Annotated in this window: 18 protein-coding genes; 12 read left to right on the forward strand and 6 right to left on the reverse strand. The window is 42.4% G+C overall.

The window, feature by feature from the left end:
• Positions 1-358 precede the first annotated feature (358 nt).
• Positions 359-907, forward strand: a complete 549-nt coding sequence (locus ACFSJE_RS09430; protein WP_379830741.1) for a hypothetical protein — start codon at positions 359-361, stop codon at positions 905-907.
• On the opposite strand, the gene ACFSJE_RS09435 is transcribed toward ACFSJE_RS09430, so the two are convergent.
• Positions 908-1,903, reverse strand: a complete 996-nt coding sequence (locus ACFSJE_RS09435; protein ID WP_379830742.1) for an acyl-ACP desaturase — start codon at positions 1,901-1,903, stop codon at positions 908-910.
• Between the two features lie 55 nt (positions 1,904-1,958).
• Positions 1,959-2,684 (reverse strand): metallophosphoesterase family protein, encoded by a 726-nt coding sequence (locus tag ACFSJE_RS09440; protein WP_379830743.1) that lies wholly within the window; start codon positions 2,682-2,684, stop codon positions 1,959-1,961.
• A 158-nt stretch (positions 2,685-2,842) separates the two neighbouring features.
• On the opposite strand from ACFSJE_RS09440, the gene ACFSJE_RS09445 reads away from it, so the two are divergent.
• The gene (locus ACFSJE_RS09445; protein WP_379830744.1) at positions 2,843-3,787 is read left to right on the forward strand and encodes a carbohydrate kinase family protein; all 945 of its coding nucleotides are present in this window, start codon (positions 2,843-2,845) and stop codon (positions 3,785-3,787) included.
• Between the two features lie 2 nt (positions 3,788-3,789).
• On the forward strand, positions 3,790-5,718 hold the full coding sequence (locus tag ACFSJE_RS09450; RefSeq protein WP_379830745.1) for an alpha-amylase family protein: 1,929 nt from the start codon (positions 3,790-3,792) through the stop codon (positions 5,716-5,718).
• Here ACFSJE_RS09450 and ACFSJE_RS09455 read toward each other — a convergent pair.
• Genes ACFSJE_RS09455 through ACFSJE_RS09470 form a run of 4 tightly spaced genes read right to left on the reverse strand, consistent with a single transcriptional unit; the run spans position 5,715 to position 8,964 of the window.
• Positions 5,715-6,851, reverse strand: a complete 1,137-nt coding sequence (locus ACFSJE_RS09455; protein ID WP_379830746.1) for an ATP-binding protein — start codon at positions 6,849-6,851, stop codon at positions 5,715-5,717. The two genes, ACFSJE_RS09450 and ACFSJE_RS09455, sit on opposite strands and share 4 nt — an antisense overlap.
• Before the next feature lie 48 nt (positions 6,852-6,899).
• On the reverse strand, positions 6,900-7,283 hold the full coding sequence (locus ACFSJE_RS09460) for a four helix bundle protein (RefSeq protein WP_379830747.1): 384 nt from the start codon (positions 7,281-7,283) through the stop codon (positions 6,900-6,902).
• Between the two features lie 42 nt (positions 7,284-7,325).
• Positions 7,326-8,081 (reverse strand): SDR family NAD(P)-dependent oxidoreductase, encoded by a 756-nt coding sequence (locus ACFSJE_RS09465; protein WP_379830748.1) that lies wholly within the window; start codon positions 8,079-8,081, stop codon positions 7,326-7,328.
• 10 nt (positions 8,082-8,091) lie between these two features.
• The gene (locus ACFSJE_RS09470) at positions 8,092-8,964 is read right to left on the reverse strand and encodes an aldo/keto reductase (RefSeq protein ID WP_379830749.1); all 873 of its coding nucleotides are present in this window, start codon (positions 8,962-8,964) and stop codon (positions 8,092-8,094) included.
• 158 nt (positions 8,965-9,122) lie between these two features.
• On the opposite strand from ACFSJE_RS09470, the gene ACFSJE_RS09475 reads away from it, so the two are divergent.
• The 9 genes from ACFSJE_RS09475 to ACFSJE_RS09515 all read left to right on the forward strand — a co-directional run bounded on the left by ACFSJE_RS09475 (position 9,123) and on the right by ACFSJE_RS09515 (position 18,562).
• A complete protein-coding gene (locus ACFSJE_RS09475) occupies positions 9,123-10,124 on the forward strand; it encodes an AAA family ATPase (RefSeq protein WP_207096174.1) in 1,002 nt (333 codons plus the stop codon).
• 69 nt (positions 10,125-10,193) lie between these two features.
• Positions 10,194-11,060 carry a DUF58 domain-containing protein gene (locus ACFSJE_RS09480; RefSeq protein ID WP_379830750.1) on the forward strand — a complete coding sequence of 289 codons (867 nt, stop codon included), beginning with the start codon at positions 10,194-10,196 and terminating at the stop codon, positions 11,058-11,060.
• 56 nt (positions 11,061-11,116) lie between these two features.
• Entirely contained in the window at positions 11,117-12,721 is a 1,605-nt protein-coding gene (locus ACFSJE_RS09485) for a hypothetical protein (protein ID WP_379831551.1), read from the forward strand.
• Positions 12,722-13,720, forward strand: a complete 999-nt coding sequence (locus ACFSJE_RS09490) for a vWA domain-containing protein (protein WP_379830751.1) — start codon at positions 12,722-12,724, stop codon at positions 13,718-13,720.
• Positions 13,721-13,723: 3 nt separating this feature from the next.
• The gene (locus ACFSJE_RS09495) at positions 13,724-14,770 is read left to right on the forward strand and encodes a VWA domain-containing protein (protein ID WP_379830752.1); all 1,047 of its coding nucleotides are present in this window, start codon (positions 13,724-13,726) and stop codon (positions 14,768-14,770) included.
• Positions 14,751-15,650, forward strand: a complete 900-nt coding sequence (locus tag ACFSJE_RS09500) for a tetratricopeptide repeat protein (protein WP_379830753.1) — start codon at positions 14,751-14,753, stop codon at positions 15,648-15,650. Before ACFSJE_RS09495 ends, ACFSJE_RS09500 begins: the two co-directional genes overlap by 20 nt.
• Before the next feature lie 32 nt (positions 15,651-15,682).
• Positions 15,683-17,434: a BatD family protein gene (locus ACFSJE_RS09505; protein WP_379830754.1), complete on the forward strand. Its 1,752-nt coding sequence runs from the start codon at positions 15,683-15,685 to the stop codon at positions 17,432-17,434.
• Positions 17,431-18,192 (forward strand): tetratricopeptide repeat protein, encoded by a 762-nt coding sequence (locus tag ACFSJE_RS09510; RefSeq protein WP_379830755.1) that lies wholly within the window; start codon positions 17,431-17,433, stop codon positions 18,190-18,192. Before ACFSJE_RS09505 ends, ACFSJE_RS09510 begins: the two co-directional genes overlap by 4 nt.
• 58 nt (positions 18,193-18,250) lie before the next feature.
• Complete coding sequence (locus tag ACFSJE_RS09515; RefSeq protein ID WP_379830756.1) at positions 18,251-18,562, forward strand: hypothetical protein; 312 nt, start codon at positions 18,251-18,253, stop codon at positions 18,560-18,562.
• Positions 18,563-18,572: the final 10 nt, after the last annotated feature.

Below are 18,572 nucleotides of genomic sequence, written 5' to 3' on the forward strand. Positions count from 1 at the left end.
TAACTCAAACTTAACTTAGTTAAACCCTACTCCAATGCCGGAACTTTGTCGGGAGAAATAGGGTTTCTTACCTAATATTTGTCGCTAATTTCACACTATTTTGGCGAGATTTAAGGGGGTATCTTATCAGTGGTCGTAAAAAGTGTATGATCGGTATTTTTTGATTGATTTTTCGTTTTGACATTTTGAAATATCATCAGAAAATAGCCTTCAACTGCCTCAGATTGTTAAGATTAAATTCGGAATTTTAAGATTTTTTTAATACTTTCAGGGCTGTTTCCCCAAGTCTACCTGGCCATTGGTCAATGCTCCTAACTTACCTTGATATGGCATTTCAATATCCATCAAACTATACGGAATGCAAGTAGATACAATCGACCTCATGTTTTGGATTATTTTGATCATTGTGGCTGTGACCATTGGTGTTGTTGGTTACCTTTTGGGTAAGCGAAGCAGTGCGCCTACAGTGGACAACACCTCCACAATTAAAAAGTTGGAGATTGAAAATGCAAAACTCAGGGCCGACCTTGACGCTTGCAAAAAGCAAATTACTGAAACAGAGATGCCCAAGCCCAAATCAATAGCATCCCGAACTATTGCCCAACCTTCTTTTGATGCGAAAATTGCTAAGGCTGCACTAGGTAAAAAAGTTGAAAAGGACGACCTTAAAATTGTAGAGGGCATTGGACCCAAAATTCAGGAACTGTTCCACAATTTTGACATTAAAACCTGGAAAGCGCTCTCGGAGACCTCTGCGAATAAGTGTCAGGAAGTGCTAAATTCTGGTGGGAAACGATACCGAATCCACGACCCCGCCTCATGGCCCATGCAGGCCAAAATGGCTCACGAGGGACATTGGGAAAAACTTGCCGAATGGCAGGAAAAGCACCGAGCCGGTAAATTTTAGCTACAACATTCCGTTGGCCTCAACCCATTTGAACTTGTATTGGTCCTGTGAAAACTGCATCCGTTCGGCAATGCGTTGTAACCTGTCGGGAAGGTTCATCAGGTAATCCCTAGCCTTTTCAGCTTGGTCCGACAATCCGCTCAAGTGACCAACAGCCCAATATTCATTCAGTTTTCTAAGGATATCGATATAATCCTGTGCGGTATACACTCCTAAGCGTTGAGCACAGTTGGAGAATTGTTCGAATGCTTCACCAATACTGCCCCCTGATTCCCTCAAGAAATGTGCGGGCATTACAATCTTTCTTTTCATCATGTCGGCAAAAGCGAGAACCATTCCATTGGGGTCTTGGTCCAATATGGTTTTCACAAATTCACGGTAGGCCAAATGATGTCGCATTTCATCCCCAGCAATGATGTTGCACATCTTTGCCAACAACCCATTACCTTTTTGTTTGGCCATTTTTCCCACGCGCTTATGTGAAATGTTGGTGGCCAACTCCTGAAATGTGGTATACACGAAATTCTTATAGGGGTCTCTATCGGTCCCGATGTCAAACCCATCGGATATTAAATGCTGGGTGGTAATTTCAATTTCCCGCATGTTCACCCTACCAGACAAGTATAAATATTTGTTGAGCACATCACCATGTCGGTTTTCTTCAGCGGTCCAAGCCCGCACCCATTTGCTCCATCCATTTTCACGGCCACTGTGCTGATCTATTCCTTCTACATCCATCAACCATGATTCATAGGTAGGCAGTGCCTCTTCGGTAATGGTATCCGCTACAAGCGTAACCCAAAAATCATAGCCTAGCTCTTTGGCCTCACCACGAATCTGCTCTATTTGATCATAGAAATTATCGCTTTGCGAATCGGGTAAAAAATCCGTGGGTTGCCATATTTTCTCTGTTGGAATCAAAAACGAATCCATGAACCCTTCTACTTTTGGTTCAATGGCTTGCATTACTTCCAACCGAATATTTTTTATTGACATTATTGTATTGTTTAGTTTTTAATCAAGGTTTTTTTGAAATTAAGGAGTTGGCCGTTCAATTTCTGCCGCGTTCTCCTGGATAGAAGGTGTGTACAGGATCACTCTGCCAAAATTCTTTGGTCTCCACGTCCATCATGGTTAATCCTCCCATGAATGCGGCCCCTGTATCCACATTCCACACATTTGCCCCACTTTGCGGCGGAACCACTTTGCTTTTGGACAAGGGTGTGTGGCCAATGAACACTTCTTTATAATGCGTCAATCTTTTGGGAAACTTAGGGTCCTCTGGCTTTAAATTTGAATCCAAGGCTGTAGCCAACTCCCATAACGTCCTATCCCAATAGAATGACTGTTCAAAATATTCAAATTCTATGCCCTTTAAATTGGTGTAGCCCGCATGTAAGTACAATCTATTGTCTTCCGCCAAATAGTAATTCTTCAGGTTGGCATAAAAATCAAGATGTGCATTCCAGTTCTCCCGTTCATCCCTTAAATAGGAATCTCTTGTTGCCGTTCCACCGTGGGCCAGCCACTGTGGATTCTCTTTTTGTGTCAGTAACCAATCCCTGCAAAGCTCATCATGGTTGCCCCGAATAAACGTGCAGCTAAATTCATTTTGCAAATCGATTAAAAAATCAATGGTTTCTACCGCAGTACTCCAAGCATCTACATAATCCCCCAAAAAAATAAGGTGGTCTTTTGGGCTGACTTTGGCTCTGGATATTAGCTGTTCCAACGCCTTTAATCCAGAATGGATGTCCCCCACAACCAATGTTCGCATAGAAAAATTTTTCACAAAAATACGGACAAAACGCCCGATACGTGTGAAATTGAGCCTAAAGTTTTTTAATCTTCAAACACATTGCGCTACCAAAAGCAGTCATCTTTTTTGGTCAACGAAGAATTTTCTATGTACATTAGGATATTGCAAAAGGAAACATGAAAAAGGTATTCTGCGTTGGTGAATTATTGATAGATTTTGTTGCGGAAAAGCAAGGAAGTGATTTATCCAAAGCTACCCATTTTACCAAGAAAGCGGGTGGTGCCCCTGCCAACGTGGCCTGCGCCATATCCAAATTGGGAGGTAAGAGTGTTTTTCTAGGCTGTGTAGGGGATGACCCTTTCGGCCGTTTTTTGTTGGATGTCCTCAAAACCGAAGGGGTTGATATTTCCTTGGCGCAATTGTCCAAAACTTTTACCACATTGGCTTTTGTTTCTCTGGCTGAAGATGGTGAACGCGATTTTGTGTTCAGCAGGGGAGCGGACAAGGAATTGGAGTATGACCCCAACCTTCGGAAAAGTTTAAAAGACAACATTTTGCATTTGGGGGCCGCCACTGCACTGTTGGGAGGCACTTTGGAAAGAGCTTATGGAAAATACCTGTTTGATGGTCTCACCAAGGACATGTTCATCAGTTTTGACCCCAATTTTAGAAGCGACCTTTGGAAAGAGAACGAGGAGCAATTCATTAAAAAATGCATGCCTTTCATTGAAAAATCGCATTTATGCAAGTTCAGTATGGAAGAAGCACAATTGCTCTCCGGAAAGACAGACATTAACGAAGCCTGCGATTTTTTTCATGGCATGGGCGCAAAAATCATTACCGTTACCTTAGGTAAAAAAGGAACTTTGTTGAGCCTAAACAGCTCTAAAAAAATGATTCCCAGTGTTAGCGTCAACCCTGTGGATACTACAGGTGCAGGTGATGCCTTTATCGGGTGTTTGCTTTATCAAATCTCTGATTTGGGCAACTTTGACCCCGTTTTTGAAAATCACGAAGTATTGGAAAAAATGGTGTCCATGGCCAATAAAGCCGGGGCCATAACCACTACCAATTACGGAGCAATCCCATCCCTGCCCACCAAAGAACAGTTGGACAAATAAAAATGAACCAAGCCAAATTACATAAGTTGGTCTCTGACCAGCTCAAAGAAAAAGACCCAAATGCTCTCTTTGATCTTCGACTGGCCACGAACTTAAGTCTCATCCAACAATTATTTTTCTCGCTGTATCCTGAAGAACAATACTCCAAAGCTTTCGGAAAGTTGCTGAATCAGCTCCCTAAGTTATTTGCTTCAAGACCTGATGCTTTAAAAAAACAAGATTTGCAGCGATTGCAGGCTGGCAATTGGTATCAGTCCGAAAAAATTATGGGGATGCAATTGTATGTGGAGCATTTTAATAAGGACTTGAAAGGCCTCCAGCAAAAAATTCCCTATCTAAAAGAGCTCGGTATCAACTTTGTACACATGATGCCCATTACTACACGACCGAAAGGTGAAAGTGATGGAGGCTACGCGGTAAATAGTTATCATGAAGTCGATAAAAAATACGGCACCAAAGAAAATTTATTGGCATTGACTTCGGAATTCCGAAAGCAAGGTATTTTTCTCATGCTGGATTTTGTGGTGAACCACACCTCCAATGAGTTTTCATGGGCCAAAAAAGCCATAAAAGGCGATAAAAAATATCAGGGATACTACTACACTTTTGAGGATGACACCATTCCCAAGGAATATGAAAAATCGCTCCCCGAAGTTTTCCCGGAAACCTCCCCAGGCAACTTTACTTATATCCCCGAAATGGACAAATGGGTAATGACCGTTTTCAACAGCTACCAATGGGATTTGAATTATACCAATCCCGAGGTGTTTATGGAAATGTTGGCCAACCTTGTTAAAATGACCAATATGGGAGTGGATGTAGTCCGGTTTGATGCCTTGGCCTTCCTCTGGAAAAAATTGGGAACCATTTCCCAAAATCTGCCTGAGGCCCACAATCTCATTGCTCTTTTTAGAATGTGCCTGCAAGTGGTGGCCCCCGGCACTGTTCTTTTGGCCGAAGCCATTGTTGCTCCTACGGATATTATCAAATATTTTGGGGAAGAACAAAAAGCGGGCAACGAATGTGAAATTGCCTATAATGCCTCCTTGATGGCCCTTTTATGGAATTCTGTCGCCACCAAAAAGACGCAACTGCTCTATAAAAGTTTGGCACATGTGCCCACCAAACCCAAAGATTGTACGTGGATCAATTATATCCGCTGCCATGATGATATTGGTCTGGGCTATGAGAACAACTTGATTTATGAAATGGGCTTGAACCCAGAAATGCACCGAAAATTCTTGTTGGATTATTACTGTCAACGGTTGGATTGGTCTCCAGCCACCGGGCAGGTGTTTATGTACAACCCAAAAACCGGAGACGGAAGAATTACAGGTAGTGCCGCATCACTGTTAGGCTTGGAAAAGGGATTGGCCCAAAATGACCCAAACTTGATTGAAGATTCCATTTCAAAAATTATAATGCTACACGGAATTACCATAGCCTTTGGAGGCATTCCATTAATCTATGCCGGAGATGAGATTGGCACTTTGAATGACTACTCCTACCTGAAGGACAAGTCCAAAAAAGAAGACAGCCGATGGTTAAACCGGCCCATGCAGGATTGGGACACTATCGCCAAATTGAGCCATGAAAATCTCCCTCAATCCAAAATTTTTCATGCGCTGCAAAAGTTGATTCAAATTAGAAAAGAAAACCCCGTTTTTGCTGACCATAATGATGTTCAGTTGTATCACACAGGGAATGACCATATCCTTGTTTTTGAGCGAAGCAATGTCAATAAGGAAGGATTATTGGTCATCTGCAATTTTGATGAAAATCCACAGGTCATTCTAACCAGTTGGATCAAAAAGCTTGGGTATTTTGCCCAAGGCGACCCCAAAGATTTGGTTTCCAATCAAAAAATAGAGCTTAATAGTGGCCTGTTGGAAGTTCTGCCCTACCAAATGCTTTGGTTGAAAAGAGGTTAATTGTATCGAACTTTTCTAAGAATGCGCTGTGATTCCTTCAAGGATTGGTATATGTTGTTATCGTAAGCCTTAAGGATAGCTCTTGATCGTTCCATCTGCTCTTTCGCCTCCTCAAACCCATTCAGATAACAGATTAAATAAGTTGCAGGAAGATGCGTTAAGTCAATCTCTTCTGCGGGGGTCAATGCAATTTGCTTCTCGAGTTTTTGCAAGAGAGCATTATTGGTATTATACACGTGGTACAAGGTTTTTTTGTCGTACTGCGGCGGTTCAAACACCAATTTGCTATTGATGGTATACTTTCCATTTTCTGAAAATGTGATTATTAATTCCTCCAACGGAAAATAGCGCTGCTGCGACCCTAATCCCAACTGCACATATTCCAAAGTACTGAAGGAATCGTCATCATAATCTATGGTGATTTCATCCAAAGCGGAGTAAAAAAGCTTCACCTGTTCGTTGATGAGTTCAATATCAACCCGGGAATAATAGGTCTTGTTTTTAACCTTCTTCTTGTTCCCTGCCCAGCAGACCACAAACTGCTCTTTGAAAACTTTATAGTCGCTTGTAAGATCAGGGTGTCTGGTGTTCATAAAGTTAATGACCGCATCCAGAGTAAGCTCAATATTGTTTCGGGCATGTTGCTCGATGGTCGCCACAGCCTCAGAATTGATGTCCTTCAACTCAATGTCAAATGCCTTGGGAAGACTTATACTTCCTTCTCTAAAGAAAACGGCGCCCCCATAATATTTCCAGATATTTTTCCGGAGAGCACAGACCTTTCCATTCGACCGAATCGTGACCAAACCTACTACCTTCCCTTCGGGCAAATGCGGAAATGGAATATTTTCGTAGGAAATGATAGGTGGATTGTCCAGATATGCATTTACCAAATTCTGAATCTTGCTATCATCAAAAAAGTCAACCCCCACGATTTCATTATCAGCATCTTCCACACCAATAACGATGAAACTGTTGTTCTTTGGATTACTGTTTGCCAAAGCACAGACGTGCTTTAGAAATTTGGCCTTTCCTTCCTTTTCACCTATGGAAATAAAGCGCTTCTTGTCGTAAAAGCTGTTCTCGTCATTATGCGCTAAAAGATTCTTAACCAGTAGGCGTTTGTTAATCATGACAAAAGATTTTGGGTTTCGGGATTCGAGTCCAAAGCTGGAAGATCTCTAATCATATTTAGCCCCTTTTCTTTCCGATTTCTTCAAATAGGCCATGAATGCACCAATCTTTTTCCCCTCCAGAATTTTTTTTAATTGGATGCGTTCCAACTCTTCTTCCGTAATATGTTTTCTATCAAAACATCTGTACAATTGTGACCTTAACTCACCGCAAGATGCTTTAGCTATGCTCAAGAACTGTATAAACTCTCGATTTCCATTTCGCTCAAATCCTTCTGCAATATTATCCATGATGGAACCTGATGAGGCGTTTATTTGATTTTTAAGGCTATAATCTGTGCTTAATGAAGTAGTTTTCATACAATGCCAAACATCGTTACAAATCTCTCTGGCCAATTTCCATATTTCCAGATCCTCAAAACCTTTCATCATTTTGCATTTTTACATTTCAGCCCAAAACTCGTAACCCGAAGCCTAATCCCTATTTACAATGGTACTGCTTGCCTGAGCTGTTGGAAACACCACCAAATCTGCAACGTTTACATGGGGAGGTCGGGTGACCATAAACAAAATGATATCGGCAATATCCTCTGCATACAGCGGTGTATATCCATCATAAACTTTCGAAGCCCTTTCGGAATCACCCTTAAACCGTACATTACTGAATTCGGTATTCACCAGACCAGGGTTTACTGCACCAACCCTAATGTTGTATGCATTCAAATCGATGCGCATTCCTTGGTTGATGGCATCCACGGCATATTTACTGGCGCAGTACACATTTCCATTTGGGTAGACTTCCTTCCCCGCAATGGATCCAATATTGATGATGTGTCCTGATTTGCGTTCCATCATTTGGGGCAAAACGGCCTTAGTCACATAGAGCAGCCCTTTTACGTTTATGTCCATCATGGCATCCCAATCATCCATACTTCCGTCGTAAATGGGGTCGAATCCGTGTGCATTTCCAGCATTGTTGACCAAGATGTCAATGGGCTTGAAGGATTCGGGTATGCTCTGAATTGCCTCAAAAACGGCTTCCCTGTCGCGAACATCAAAACTTAGGGTATGGACTTTTACGGTTTTTTCCAAGGTTGCCTTGAGCTCATCCAAACGCTCTTGTCGGCGTCCACAGAGTACCAAATTAAACCCTTGCTTTGCAAAACTTTCTGCGGTGGCCTTCCCAATTCCGCTGGTGGCCCCCGTAACCAATGCTATTTTCTCCTTCATACTATTCATCTTAAGGAACATCATGCCCTTGACTTGCCACCAAAAGGGCAAACCAATCCTGAAGTTCCAAATCCATATCCATGGCCTTGGCGGCCAAGCTTATCCGTTCTTTGCTTGTGGTTCCAATGACTGGAAATACCTTGGCCGGGTGTTTCAATATCCAGGCCAGTAACAGCTGACTTTCGTCCGCACCATATTTCTCCATCAAAGGCTTCATGGCCTTGTTTATTCTTTGTGTCTGCTCGGTTTCTTCCCGAAACATGCTTCCCAGAGGGCTCCACGCCATAGCCATACGTTTGTTGGCAATACAATCATCCAAAGTGCCATCGTAGATGGGGTCATCATGCGTTAATGAAAATTCCACCTGATTCCCCGAAACCGGAATGACCTTTTCCAACATGGCAATTTGGGAAGGTGTAAAATTGGAAACACCAAAGGTTTTGATCTTTCCGCTTTCCAATAATGAATTGGCCGCTTCGGCCATTTCATCTGGATGCATCAATGGACTTGGCCTGTGCATCAACAACAAATCCAAATAATCGGTGTGAAGCTTTTTTAAGGATTGTTCCGCCGACCAAATGATATAATCCTTGTCATATTGATAATGATTCAGCCGATTGTCCCGACCTCTTGTCATTTGGATTCCACATTTGGAAATCAATTGAATATCCGCTCTTTTGATTCCGCTTTCGGCAAAAGCATTTCCAAAATCTGCTTCGGTGGAATAGCTGCCATAAATATCGGCGTGGTCAAAGGTGGTCAGTCCAGATTCAATGCAGTGGTGCATTAAATCAATCATTTCATTTTTGGAAAGTTTTTTGCCCCAACTTCCCCATGTCATGGCTCCAGATATAATTCTGGAATACGTATCTGTCTGTTGCATATAGGGTGAAAGTATAAAAATAAACCCTTAAATCCTTCATAAAACTAGGGCTTTACCAATTTTTTTAACCATTAATTAACAGGCGAATTTTAAATAAATTTTCATTTTGCACCCCTTAGCTAAAACACCAACTCTAACACCAAACAATTACGCTTCATATGGAAGAAAACACTACTATTGATATTAGTGCTGTGAATGAGAAAATTGCCCAGGAAAGTGCTTTTATCGACCTACTCAAGGTTGAGATGAACAAGGCCATTGTAGGGCAGACACACATGGTTGAACGATTGCTTATTGGTCTCTTGGGCCAAGGCCACATTCTTTTGGAGGGTGTTCCCGGACTCGCAAAGACATTGGCGATCAATACGCTTGCCAAAGCGGTAAAGGGAAGTTTTAGCCGAATTCAGTTTACCCCTGATCTTTTGCCTGCGGATGTTATCGGAACCTTGATCTACAACATTAAGGAAAATGACTTTTCCATTAAAAAAGGACCCATTTTCGCCAATTTTGTTTTGGCGGATGAGATCAACAGGGCTCCTGCAAAAGTGCAATCAGCTTTGCTGGAAGCCATGCAGGAGAAACAGGTGACCATTGGGGACGAAACTTTTAAACTGGACGCGCCTTTTTTGGTAATGGCCACCCAGAACCCTGTAGAACAAGAAGGTACCTACCCACTTCCCGAAGCTCAGGTGGACCGTTTTATGCTAAAGACCGTTATTGACTATCCCAAGTTGAATGAGGAGCAACTTATCATCCGACAAAATCTTAAAGGTGCCCATGAGCCGGTTAAGCCCGTAGTGACCTTAAAACAGATTTTGAGTGCCCAAGAAGCCGTTCGGGACGTCTACATGGATGAAAAAATAGAAAAATACATTCTGGATTTGGTGTTTGCCACCCGATATCCAGAAAAATACAATCTGGAAAACTTAAAACCCCTCATCAGTTTTGGTGCCTCTCCAAGGGGAAGCATCAACTTGGCCAATGCATCAAAATGTTATGCCTTTATCAAACGAAGGGGGTATGTAGTCCCTGAAGATGTTAGGGCGGTAGTCCATGATGTATTGCGGCACCGTATTGGAATAACCTATGAGGCCGAGGCGGAAAACATTACTTCAGAAGAAATCATAAACAAGATTGTAAACGAGGTAGAGGTACCGTAACGGTTCAATGTTTCTCGGTAAAAGTAAAATCATACTTTAACCAACCAGAAAGCTTATTCCTTGAACCCAATGGATACAAAAGAACTACTTAAGAAGGTACGAAAAATCGAGATTAAGACCCGGCGTCTTTCCGACCATATTTTTGGTGGGGAGTACCATTCTACCTTTAAAGGAAGGGGTATGACCTTCAGCGAGGTGAGGCAATACCAATTTGGGGATGATGTTCGAGCCATCGACTGGAACGTGACCGCCCGCTATAATGAACCCTTTGTAAAAGTTTTTGAAGAGGAGCGCGAACTTACCATGATGTTGATGGTGGACGTGAGTGGTTCGGAACTTTTCGGAACCGCCAATCAGTTCAAAAAAGAAATTATTACCGAAATCTCAGCTACGCTGGCCTTCTCGGCCTTGCAGAACAATGATAAAGTAGGTGTGATATTGTTTTCTGATGAAGTAGAACTTTTCATTCCACCTAAAAAAGGAAAAAGTCACGTTTTGCGAATCATTCGGGAGCTTTTGGAATTCACCCCAAAAAGCAGTCGTACCAACATTGCCGAAGCTTTAAAGTTCCTCACCAACGTGATGAAGAAAAAGGCCATTGTTTTTATGCTGTCCGATTTCATTGCGGATGATTACAACAATACGCTTCGCATTGTGGGCAACAAACACGATGTCACCGGTATTCGAGTTTATGATGAACGCGAAGAATCCATTCCCAATCTGGGCATGGTACAGATGCAAGATGCCGAAACGGGAACCCTACAACTCGTGAACACACAATCCAAAAGGGTTAGAAATGCCTACGGCCAGTTTCACAAGGACAAAGTGAACTATTTTATGGATTCCTTTACTAAAAGTGGTTGTGGGGTAATCAATTGCAGGGTGGATGAAAGCTATGTGCGGAAATTGTTGGGCTATTTTAAACGAAGAGGATAATGCAAGTTGAAAATTCAAAATTGAAAATTCAAAATGTCCCAACACTATTTGTGTTGATGACGCTGCTGTGCCTTTTTCTAGCGCCGGTTTCAGGATTTTCACAAGATAGTCCCAAAGTTTCTGTGGAATTGGACACCCTTTCCATGAAAATTGGGGAGCAAATCCATTATAAAATTACTGTTGAGGCCGACTCTACGGATGTTGTTCATTTTCCCGAAGGGCAGACTTTCTCCCCCTTGGAAACCGTGGAAGCCATCATCGGCGATACCCTAAAAAACAACGACAAGCTTACCCTTCAACGTATTTATGCGCTAACCCAGTTTGATAGTGGCGCCTATACCATCCCACCTCAGCGCATCGCCATTAACGAACAGCCCTTTTTTACGGATTCCTTCAACATAAAAGTGGCCGATGTTGCCGTGGATACCACCAAGCAGAAGATGTACGACATCAAACCGTTGATGCAAGTGGAAAAAAGTTATGCCAAACTTTGGAAAACCTTGCTTTGGATTCTGTTAGGATTGATCATCGTTGGTGGACTCGTGTATTGGTTCTTCCTCAGAAAAAAGCCGCTCACCGAAGAAGAAAAAGAAGCACTCCTCCCTCCCTACGACCGTGCACTGTTGGAGCTCAAAAAATTGGAAAACTCGAAATATCTCATCCAAGATGAGTACAAACGCTACTACTCAGAGCTGACCGATATTGTCCGAATGTATTTGGAAGATGAAGTTCATGTTTCCGCCATGGAAAGTACCACTGGGCAATTAATCACTAAGCTCGAAATGCTACGAGATGCCGGGGAACTTAAAATTGATGATGATACCCTCGACCAATTTCGAAAGATATTGGAGACGGCGGATTTGGTAAAATTCGCCAAGTCAAAACCGGCAACTTCAGTGGCCGAACAAGACCGAAAACTAGTGGAAGAGATTGTGGTGAAAACCCACGATGCCCTTCCAGAACCAACTGAGGAAGAGCTGTTATTGAACGAAGAATATTTGGAAGAGTTTGCCAAGAAAAAACAACGCAAACGCATTTATTGGGCAGCCGCAATTTTTGCCGGATTGGTTGTTATTGGTGGAGGTATCTCTGTCGCATATTTTGGGTTCAAACAGGTGCGGGATTCCGTATTTGGGTACCCGACCAAAGAATTATTGGAAAGTGAATGGGTCTCCAGCTCCTATGGTTTTCCTCCAGTGGAAATGGAAACGCCCGATGTACTTATCCGTCAAGAGGTAAAACTTCCTCCCGAAACTGAGGAGTTGATTAAAGAACTCCAAAGTTTTTCCTACGGAAGTTATGTCGGCATCTTTTCGGTATCCTCAAGTTCAGTGACCTATAAAGAAGAAAAAGACCCTGATTTTAATGCAGCCGTGGGGTCAACCTTATCCAATTTTGAAAAATTCGGACTTAAAAATATTATCACCAAACAGGAAGAGTTTGTAACCCAGTCCGGGGTAAAAGGATTAAAAACCTACGGTACCGGCACTTTGGATGTCCCAGGAAGCAGCGATTCCAAAAGGGCCAAGTACAATATCCTCTCTTTTGGTGGAAAAGGGTTTATGCAACAGGTGGTCATCACCTGGGAAGATGGTGATGAGTATGCAGAAAAAATCGTAGACCGAATATTGAACAGTTTGGACGTAAAAACACAGGTATAGATGTTTGAGAATATAGAATTTGCAAACCCACAATTTTTCTGGTTGCTTTTATTGCTTCCACTGGCTTTGCTTTGGTATTTTTTCAGACGGAAAAATGAAATGGCCTCGCTTCGGATCTCCAGCATCAAAGGTTTTTCGGTGAATAACTGGGCCGCACAGATAAAACCATCGCTTTTTATTCTTCGTTTGTTGGCGTTGGCTGCCATCATTACGGCCATGGCCCGTCCACAGACCGAAGATATTTCAACCCGTACAAAAACCACAAAGGGTATTGATATTGTCATGGCCATCGACGTGTCTTCAAGTATGCTCGCCCGTGATTTAAAACCCAACAGACTTGCCGCCTTGAAGGAAGTGGCCGCCAATTTCATCAAAGAACGCCCTAATGACCGCATCGGTTTGGTGGGCTACGCTGGCGAAAGTTATACCAAAACGCCAATCACTAGTGACAAATCCATCGTATTGGCAGCACTGCAGCAAATCACCTACGGTGAGCTTGAAGATGGGACAGCGATTGGCATGGGCTTGGCCACCGCTGTAAACCGATTGAAGGAAAGCAAGGCCATCAGTAAAGTAATTATTTTGTTGACGGATGGTGTAAACAATTCCGGATTTATTGAACCACAGACCGCCGCAGATTTAGCTGCGGAATTTGGCATTAAAACCTATACCATTGGTTTGGGGACCAATGGAAATGCACTCACTCCAATCTCTTACAACAGAGATGGTTCCTATAGATATGGCATGCGACAAGTGGAAATTGATGAAGACCTCCTCAAAGGAATTGCACAAGTCACCGGCGGAAAATATTTTAGGGCCACAGATAATGAATCGTTGAAAGAGATTTATGAGGAAATCAACAGTTTGGAAAAAACCGAGATAGAAGAGTTCAAATACTATAAGTACGAAGAAAAGTTTAGACCGCTTATTTTTTTAGCAGGGGTCTTGTTATTATTGGAATGGGGATTGCGTAATTCCGTATTCAAAAGTTTTATTTAGGAAATGATTCAGTTTGACGAAAAAATATATTTCTACCTCTTGGGCATTATTCCGGTAATGGTCCTGGCTTTCTTTTTTCTTCAACTCTGGAAAAAAAGAACCCAACGCCAATTTGCGGATACCAACTTGTTAAAGCGATTGGCCCCGAATAGATCAAGTTTTAAATCGGCGCTAAAGTTGATTTTTCTCTTGGCCGGGTTATCCTTTCTTATTTTGGGATTGGTCAATCCTAAAATCGGAACCAAGCTGGAAACCGTAAAGCGAGAAGGGGTGGACATTGTCTTTGCTGTGGATGTTTCAAAAAGTATGTTGGCAGAGGATATCGCACCCAACCGATTGGAAAAAGCCAAGAGATTGGTGTCTGAAATCATCAACCAATTGGCCAGTGACCGAATTGGAATCATTGCCTATGCTGGTCAAGCATACCCTCAACTACCCATCACCACAGATTACGGTGCAGCAAAAATGTTCTTGCAGGGCATGAACACAGATATGCTGTCATCACAAGGTACCGCCATTGATGCCGCCATTGATTTGGCCAGCACCTATTATGATGATTCGGAGCAGACCAACCGGGTTCTTTTCATTATTTCAGATGGGGAAGACCACTCCGAGGACAATACCGTGAAATCTGTTGACAACGCCACCCAGAATGGTATCCGCCTCTTTACCATCGGGGTTGGAAAAGCCAAAGGAGCCCCAATTCCACTCAAAAGAAACGGAGTGGTGGAAAGTTTAAAGAAGGACAATCAAGGAGAGGTGGTCATCACCAAACTGAATGAGGTGATTTTATCCCAGATTGCAGATCGAGGAAATGGAGAATATATTGACGGTTCCAACACAGAACAAGCTGTGGAGCGCATCAAGGAATTATTGAACCAAATGGACAAAACGGAATTTGAGGCCAAGCAATTTGCAGAGTATAAGGACCAATTTCAATGGTTTCTTGCCGCTGGCTTTTTATTTTTATTTTTGGACATCTTCCTTATGGACCGCAAAACACAATGGTTGAAAAAACTAAATCTTTTTAATGAGCATGACGATGAATAAGATGAGATTGATGTTCAGCCTATGCTTTTGTGTGGCACTAGCCCATGCACAGGATGAAGCTGTGGACAAAGAGGCCAAAAAAGCATTGAGAACTTCCACAAACCTTACCTACGAGGCCAATGAAGACCTTACCACGAACGATTTTCCAGTGGCAGAAGCCAATTACCGAAGGGCCATTTCAAAAAGTAAGGAAAATGTAGCCGCTCCTTTTAATTTGGGCAACGCCTACTACAATCGAGAGAGTTATGGTGAGGCTTTTGGGCGATATAAAGAGGCAGGTGAGTCCGCGGAGAACAAACCCGAAAAACATAAAGCCTTCCACAATATGGGCAATGTGTTCATGAAGAACAAAGAATACGAGAAAGCCGTGGAAGCCTATAAGCAAGCACTGCGTAGCAATCCCAATGATGATGAGACCCGATATAATCTAGCACTGGCCAAGAAAATGCTCGAAAAACAACAAGATGAGCAAAAGAACGACCAGAATCAGGATAATAAGGACAATCAGGACCAAAAAGATCAGGATAAAGAGCAAAATCAGGATCAGAACAACGAAGGGGACAACGATAAGCAAGACGAAGGAGAGCAAAACGAGGATGATAAGAAGGATAAGGGCGATGAAGGTGAAAATGGAGAGGATAAGCCTGAGGAAAATCAAAAAGGAGAAGGAGACGAGAAAAAAGAACAGGAAAAGAAACCTAATCAAGGTGACCAACCCCAAGAACAGGAACAAGAACAACAACCTCGACCCAATCAGCTTTCCCAACAGCAGATTCAGAATTTGCTAGAGGCCATGCAAAACGAAGAGAAAAAGGTGCAGGAAAAAATGGAGGCCTTGAAGGTGAAGGGCAAAAAAATTAAAAACGAAAAAGACTGGTAATGCATAGGTTGAGGGGCAAAATATTGTTTTTCATGGCCACCATCCTTTTTGTGGCACACTCCACCTATGGCCAAGAAGAAGAGGTTACTTTTGAAATGAACCTCAGCAAGGAGAAGCTGGGAATCAATGAACGGCTTCGGGTTGAGTTTACCATGAACAAAGATGGGGACAATTTTAACCCCCCTCCTTTTGAAGGTTTTAAGGTCGTCATGGGACCTTCGCAATCCATAAGTTCTTCGTTTATTAATGGTAAACGAGGGTTTTCCAAAACCTATTCCTATATTTTGGTGCCTACAGCAAGAGGGAATTTTACCATTAATCAAGCTACTATTGATATCGATGGAAATACCTATAAAACACTCCCCAAAACGGTAGAAGTGACCGCCGCCGTTGACAAGCCCAATGATCAAAAAACCGTTGACGACGTTGCGGATGAAAGTCTTCATTTAGTAGCAGAGGTTTCCAAAGGAAATCCGTATCTGAACGAACCCGTTACGGTCATTTATAAACTTTATGTAAGTCCCAACATAAGTGTCACCAACTACAGACAACTGGACAACCCCACATATAATAATTTCTGGAGCCAAGAGATTCCGGTAACCAAACATACCGCACAAAATGGCACCTATGAAGGCAAGCCCTATCGCTATGTGGTATTGAAGAGAATGGTACTTTACCCGCAAAAGTCGGGACAGTTGGAAATTGAACCGCTTTCCCTGGAAATTTTTGTGGACGTGCCCACCAACCGCCGTGACTTTTTTGGTGGTAGAATCTACACCCAGACCAGTAAGACGGTATCGGCCGGCAAAAGGACCATCAACGTAAAACAACTTCCAGAGAGTGGAAAACCAGCCAATTTTGGTGGTGCGGTAGGTGATTTTAATTTTTCTGTGACCGCCAGCAAGACCCAATTGAATGCTTCGGAATCGCTCCAGGCCGTTGTGGAAGTTTCAGGAAAAGGGAATTTAAAACTCTTTCAGCTGCCGGAACCAGAGTTGCCTAGCTCGTTGGAAGTGTATGACCCCGAGTACGAAGAGAACATCCAAACCAATACCACAGGAATGGAAGGAAAAGTGAGCAACAATTACACGATTGTTCCATCCTTCCGGGGAAAATATCCCATTCCTAGTATTTCATTCAGCTATTTTAATCCGAATACGCAAAAATATGTGACCCTTAATTCGGATGAAATCAACATTGAGGTGTTGGAAGGGCCAACAAGTGCCGCCTCGAATACTCCGGTTGGTTCTTCTTCCAATCAACAACTGGTGGTGCCCACTGGAAAACAGTTTCATTTTATCAAACTAAGTCCAAACCTGAGCCCAATTGGCGTAAATTACTTTTTTGGGTCCAATAGCTTCTATTTGCTTTTGTTCCTTCCTTTGTTGTTGATTCCAATCGCCATTTTTTCTTTTAAGAAACGTGAGGCCATCGCCCGTGATGTGGAAGGAAACAAAATAAAGCAGGCCAATAAATTGGCCAGAAAATACCTGTCCACCGCTAAAAAGGAACTGGGCAACAAAGAAGCGTTTTATGTTGCTTTGGAAAAAGGGCTGCACAACCTCTTAAAAGCCAAACTTAAGATAGAGACATCGGAGTTCAGTAAGGAAAAAATCACATCCATCCTGATGGATAAAAAGGTGGACACCAATGATGTGGAAGGTTTTATTGCATTGCTCAAAAGTTGTGAGATGGCTCGATATAGCCCATTTTCCGACGTTCAGATGCAAAACGATTATGACAAGGCCAGTGAGGTAATCTCTAATTTGGACAAACAATTATGATAAAAAAGTTAATTGTTTTATTGGGTCTGTTTTCAATTTCCTTTGGGTTTTCCCAAAACAGCAGTCTATTTGACCAAGCTACGGAATTTTATAACGAAGGCGAGTATCCCAAAGCCATTGAAAATTACAAGCAAATTCTTGAAAATGGAGAGCACTCCGCCCAGCTTTATTTTAATCTGGGGAATTGCTACTATAAACAGAATGCCATTGGTCCCAGCATTTACTATTACGAAAAAGCCCTTCTGCTAGACCCTACGGATAGTGAAATCATCAATAATTTAGGGTATGCCCAAAACATGCGTTTGGATGCCATTGAGGAGATGCCAAAAACCGAACTCTCTCAAATCTATAATACTACAGTCAATCTCTTTTCATTTGATCAGTGGGCCTATTTGGCTGTGGCACTCACCTTTTTGTTCGTACTCGCCTATTTGGCGTATTTTTTTCTAAGGTATGCCAATCAGAAGCGTTTGGCCTTTATTACCAGCATATGTTCGCTTGGGTTGGCGGTGCTTTGCGTCCTAATGGCCTACCTACAATATCAAGGCTTTAAAAAGGACAGTCCAGCAATTGTTTTCAGCAAGGAGGTGGGTGTTTCTTCGGAACCCAACAACAACAGTGAAAATGTATTCACCTTGCACGAAGGAACCAAAGTGAATGTTCTGGACCATCTGGACGATTGGAGCAAAATTCGGATTGCAGATGGCCAAACGGGGTGGTTGTTGACCGATAATATTAAATTGCTAAAGGACTTTTAGAACTTATTTAACAAAAAGTAATGGGCTTCCCGCTTATTTTTGGTAAAAACGGTACCGTGTGTTAAGAGCAATGGCCTTTCCTTTTGTTTCTGTGTTGCTGATATGTTCCTTATTGGCTGCACCCGTTATTCCGTTTTTGGACAAGGAATTGAGCAAATCCCTTGTGTTATCCGCAGAAGAAGAAAAAAGCAGTAAAAAGGAAGAATCAGAGAAGAAATTTGACGAGATGGATTTCTTCGTTAAAAATTATTTTACCGATGCCTCTGAGTTCCTTTTACAAAAACAAGACTATACAACGGCCGGATATCTATTCCTCGTCATGGAATATACCGTTGAGATACTTGACCCTCCCCCTAGGAAATTGATCTAATACCATCCAA

This window comes from Flagellimonas iocasae, assembly GCF_042682725.1.
In the GTDB taxonomy this organism is placed as follows: Bacteria; Bacteroidota; Bacteroidia; order Flavobacteriales; family Flavobacteriaceae; genus Flagellimonas; species Flagellimonas iocasae.

Bases quoted from the DNA above. Each gene is read 5' to 3' on its own strand.
- ACFSJE_RS09430 (WP_379830741.1), top strand. From the start codon at position 359: ATGCAAGTAGATACAATCGACCTCATGTTTTGGATTATTTTGATCATT.
- ACFSJE_RS09435 (WP_379830742.1), bottom strand. From the start codon at position 1,903: ATGTCAATAAAAAATATTCGGTTGGAAGTAATGCAAGCCATTGAACCA.
- ACFSJE_RS09440 (WP_379830743.1), bottom strand. From the start codon at position 2,684: ATGCGAACATTGGTTGTGGGGGACATCCATTCTGGATTAAAGGCGTTG.
- ACFSJE_RS09445 (WP_379830744.1), top strand. From the start codon at position 2,843: ATGAAAAAGGTATTCTGCGTTGGTGAATTATTGATAGATTTTGTTGCG.
- ACFSJE_RS09450 (WP_379830745.1), top strand. From the start codon at position 3,790: ATGAACCAAGCCAAATTACATAAGTTGGTCTCTGACCAGCTCAAAGAA.
- ACFSJE_RS09455 (WP_379830746.1), bottom strand. From the start codon at position 6,851: ATGATTAACAAACGCCTACTGGTTAAGAATCTTTTAGCGCATAATGAC.
- ACFSJE_RS09460 (WP_379830747.1), bottom strand. From the start codon at position 7,283: ATGATGAAAGGTTTTGAGGATCTGGAAATATGGAAATTGGCCAGAGAG.
- ACFSJE_RS09465 (WP_379830748.1), bottom strand. From the start codon at position 8,081: ATGAAGGAGAAAATAGCATTGGTTACGGGGGCCACCAGCGGAATTGGG.
- ACFSJE_RS09470 (WP_379830749.1), bottom strand. From the start codon at position 8,964: ATGCAACAGACAGATACGTATTCCAGAATTATATCTGGAGCCATGACA.
- ACFSJE_RS09475 (WP_207096174.1), top strand. From the start codon at position 9,123: ATGGAAGAAAACACTACTATTGATATTAGTGCTGTGAATGAGAAAATT.
- ACFSJE_RS09480 (WP_379830750.1), top strand. From the start codon at position 10,194: ATGGATACAAAAGAACTACTTAAGAAGGTACGAAAAATCGAGATTAAG.
- ACFSJE_RS09485 (WP_379831551.1), top strand. From the start codon at position 11,117: ATGACGCTGCTGTGCCTTTTTCTAGCGCCGGTTTCAGGATTTTCACAA.
- ACFSJE_RS09490 (WP_379830751.1), top strand. From the start codon at position 12,722: ATGTTTGAGAATATAGAATTTGCAAACCCACAATTTTTCTGGTTGCTT.
- ACFSJE_RS09495 (WP_379830752.1), top strand. From the start codon at position 13,724: ATGATTCAGTTTGACGAAAAAATATATTTCTACCTCTTGGGCATTATT.
- ACFSJE_RS09500 (WP_379830753.1), top strand. From the start codon at position 14,751: ATGAGCATGACGATGAATAAGATGAGATTGATGTTCAGCCTATGCTTT.
- ACFSJE_RS09505 (WP_379830754.1), top strand. From the start codon at position 15,683: ATGGCCACCATCCTTTTTGTGGCACACTCCACCTATGGCCAAGAAGAA.
- ACFSJE_RS09510 (WP_379830755.1), top strand. From the start codon at position 17,431: ATGATAAAAAAGTTAATTGTTTTATTGGGTCTGTTTTCAATTTCCTTT.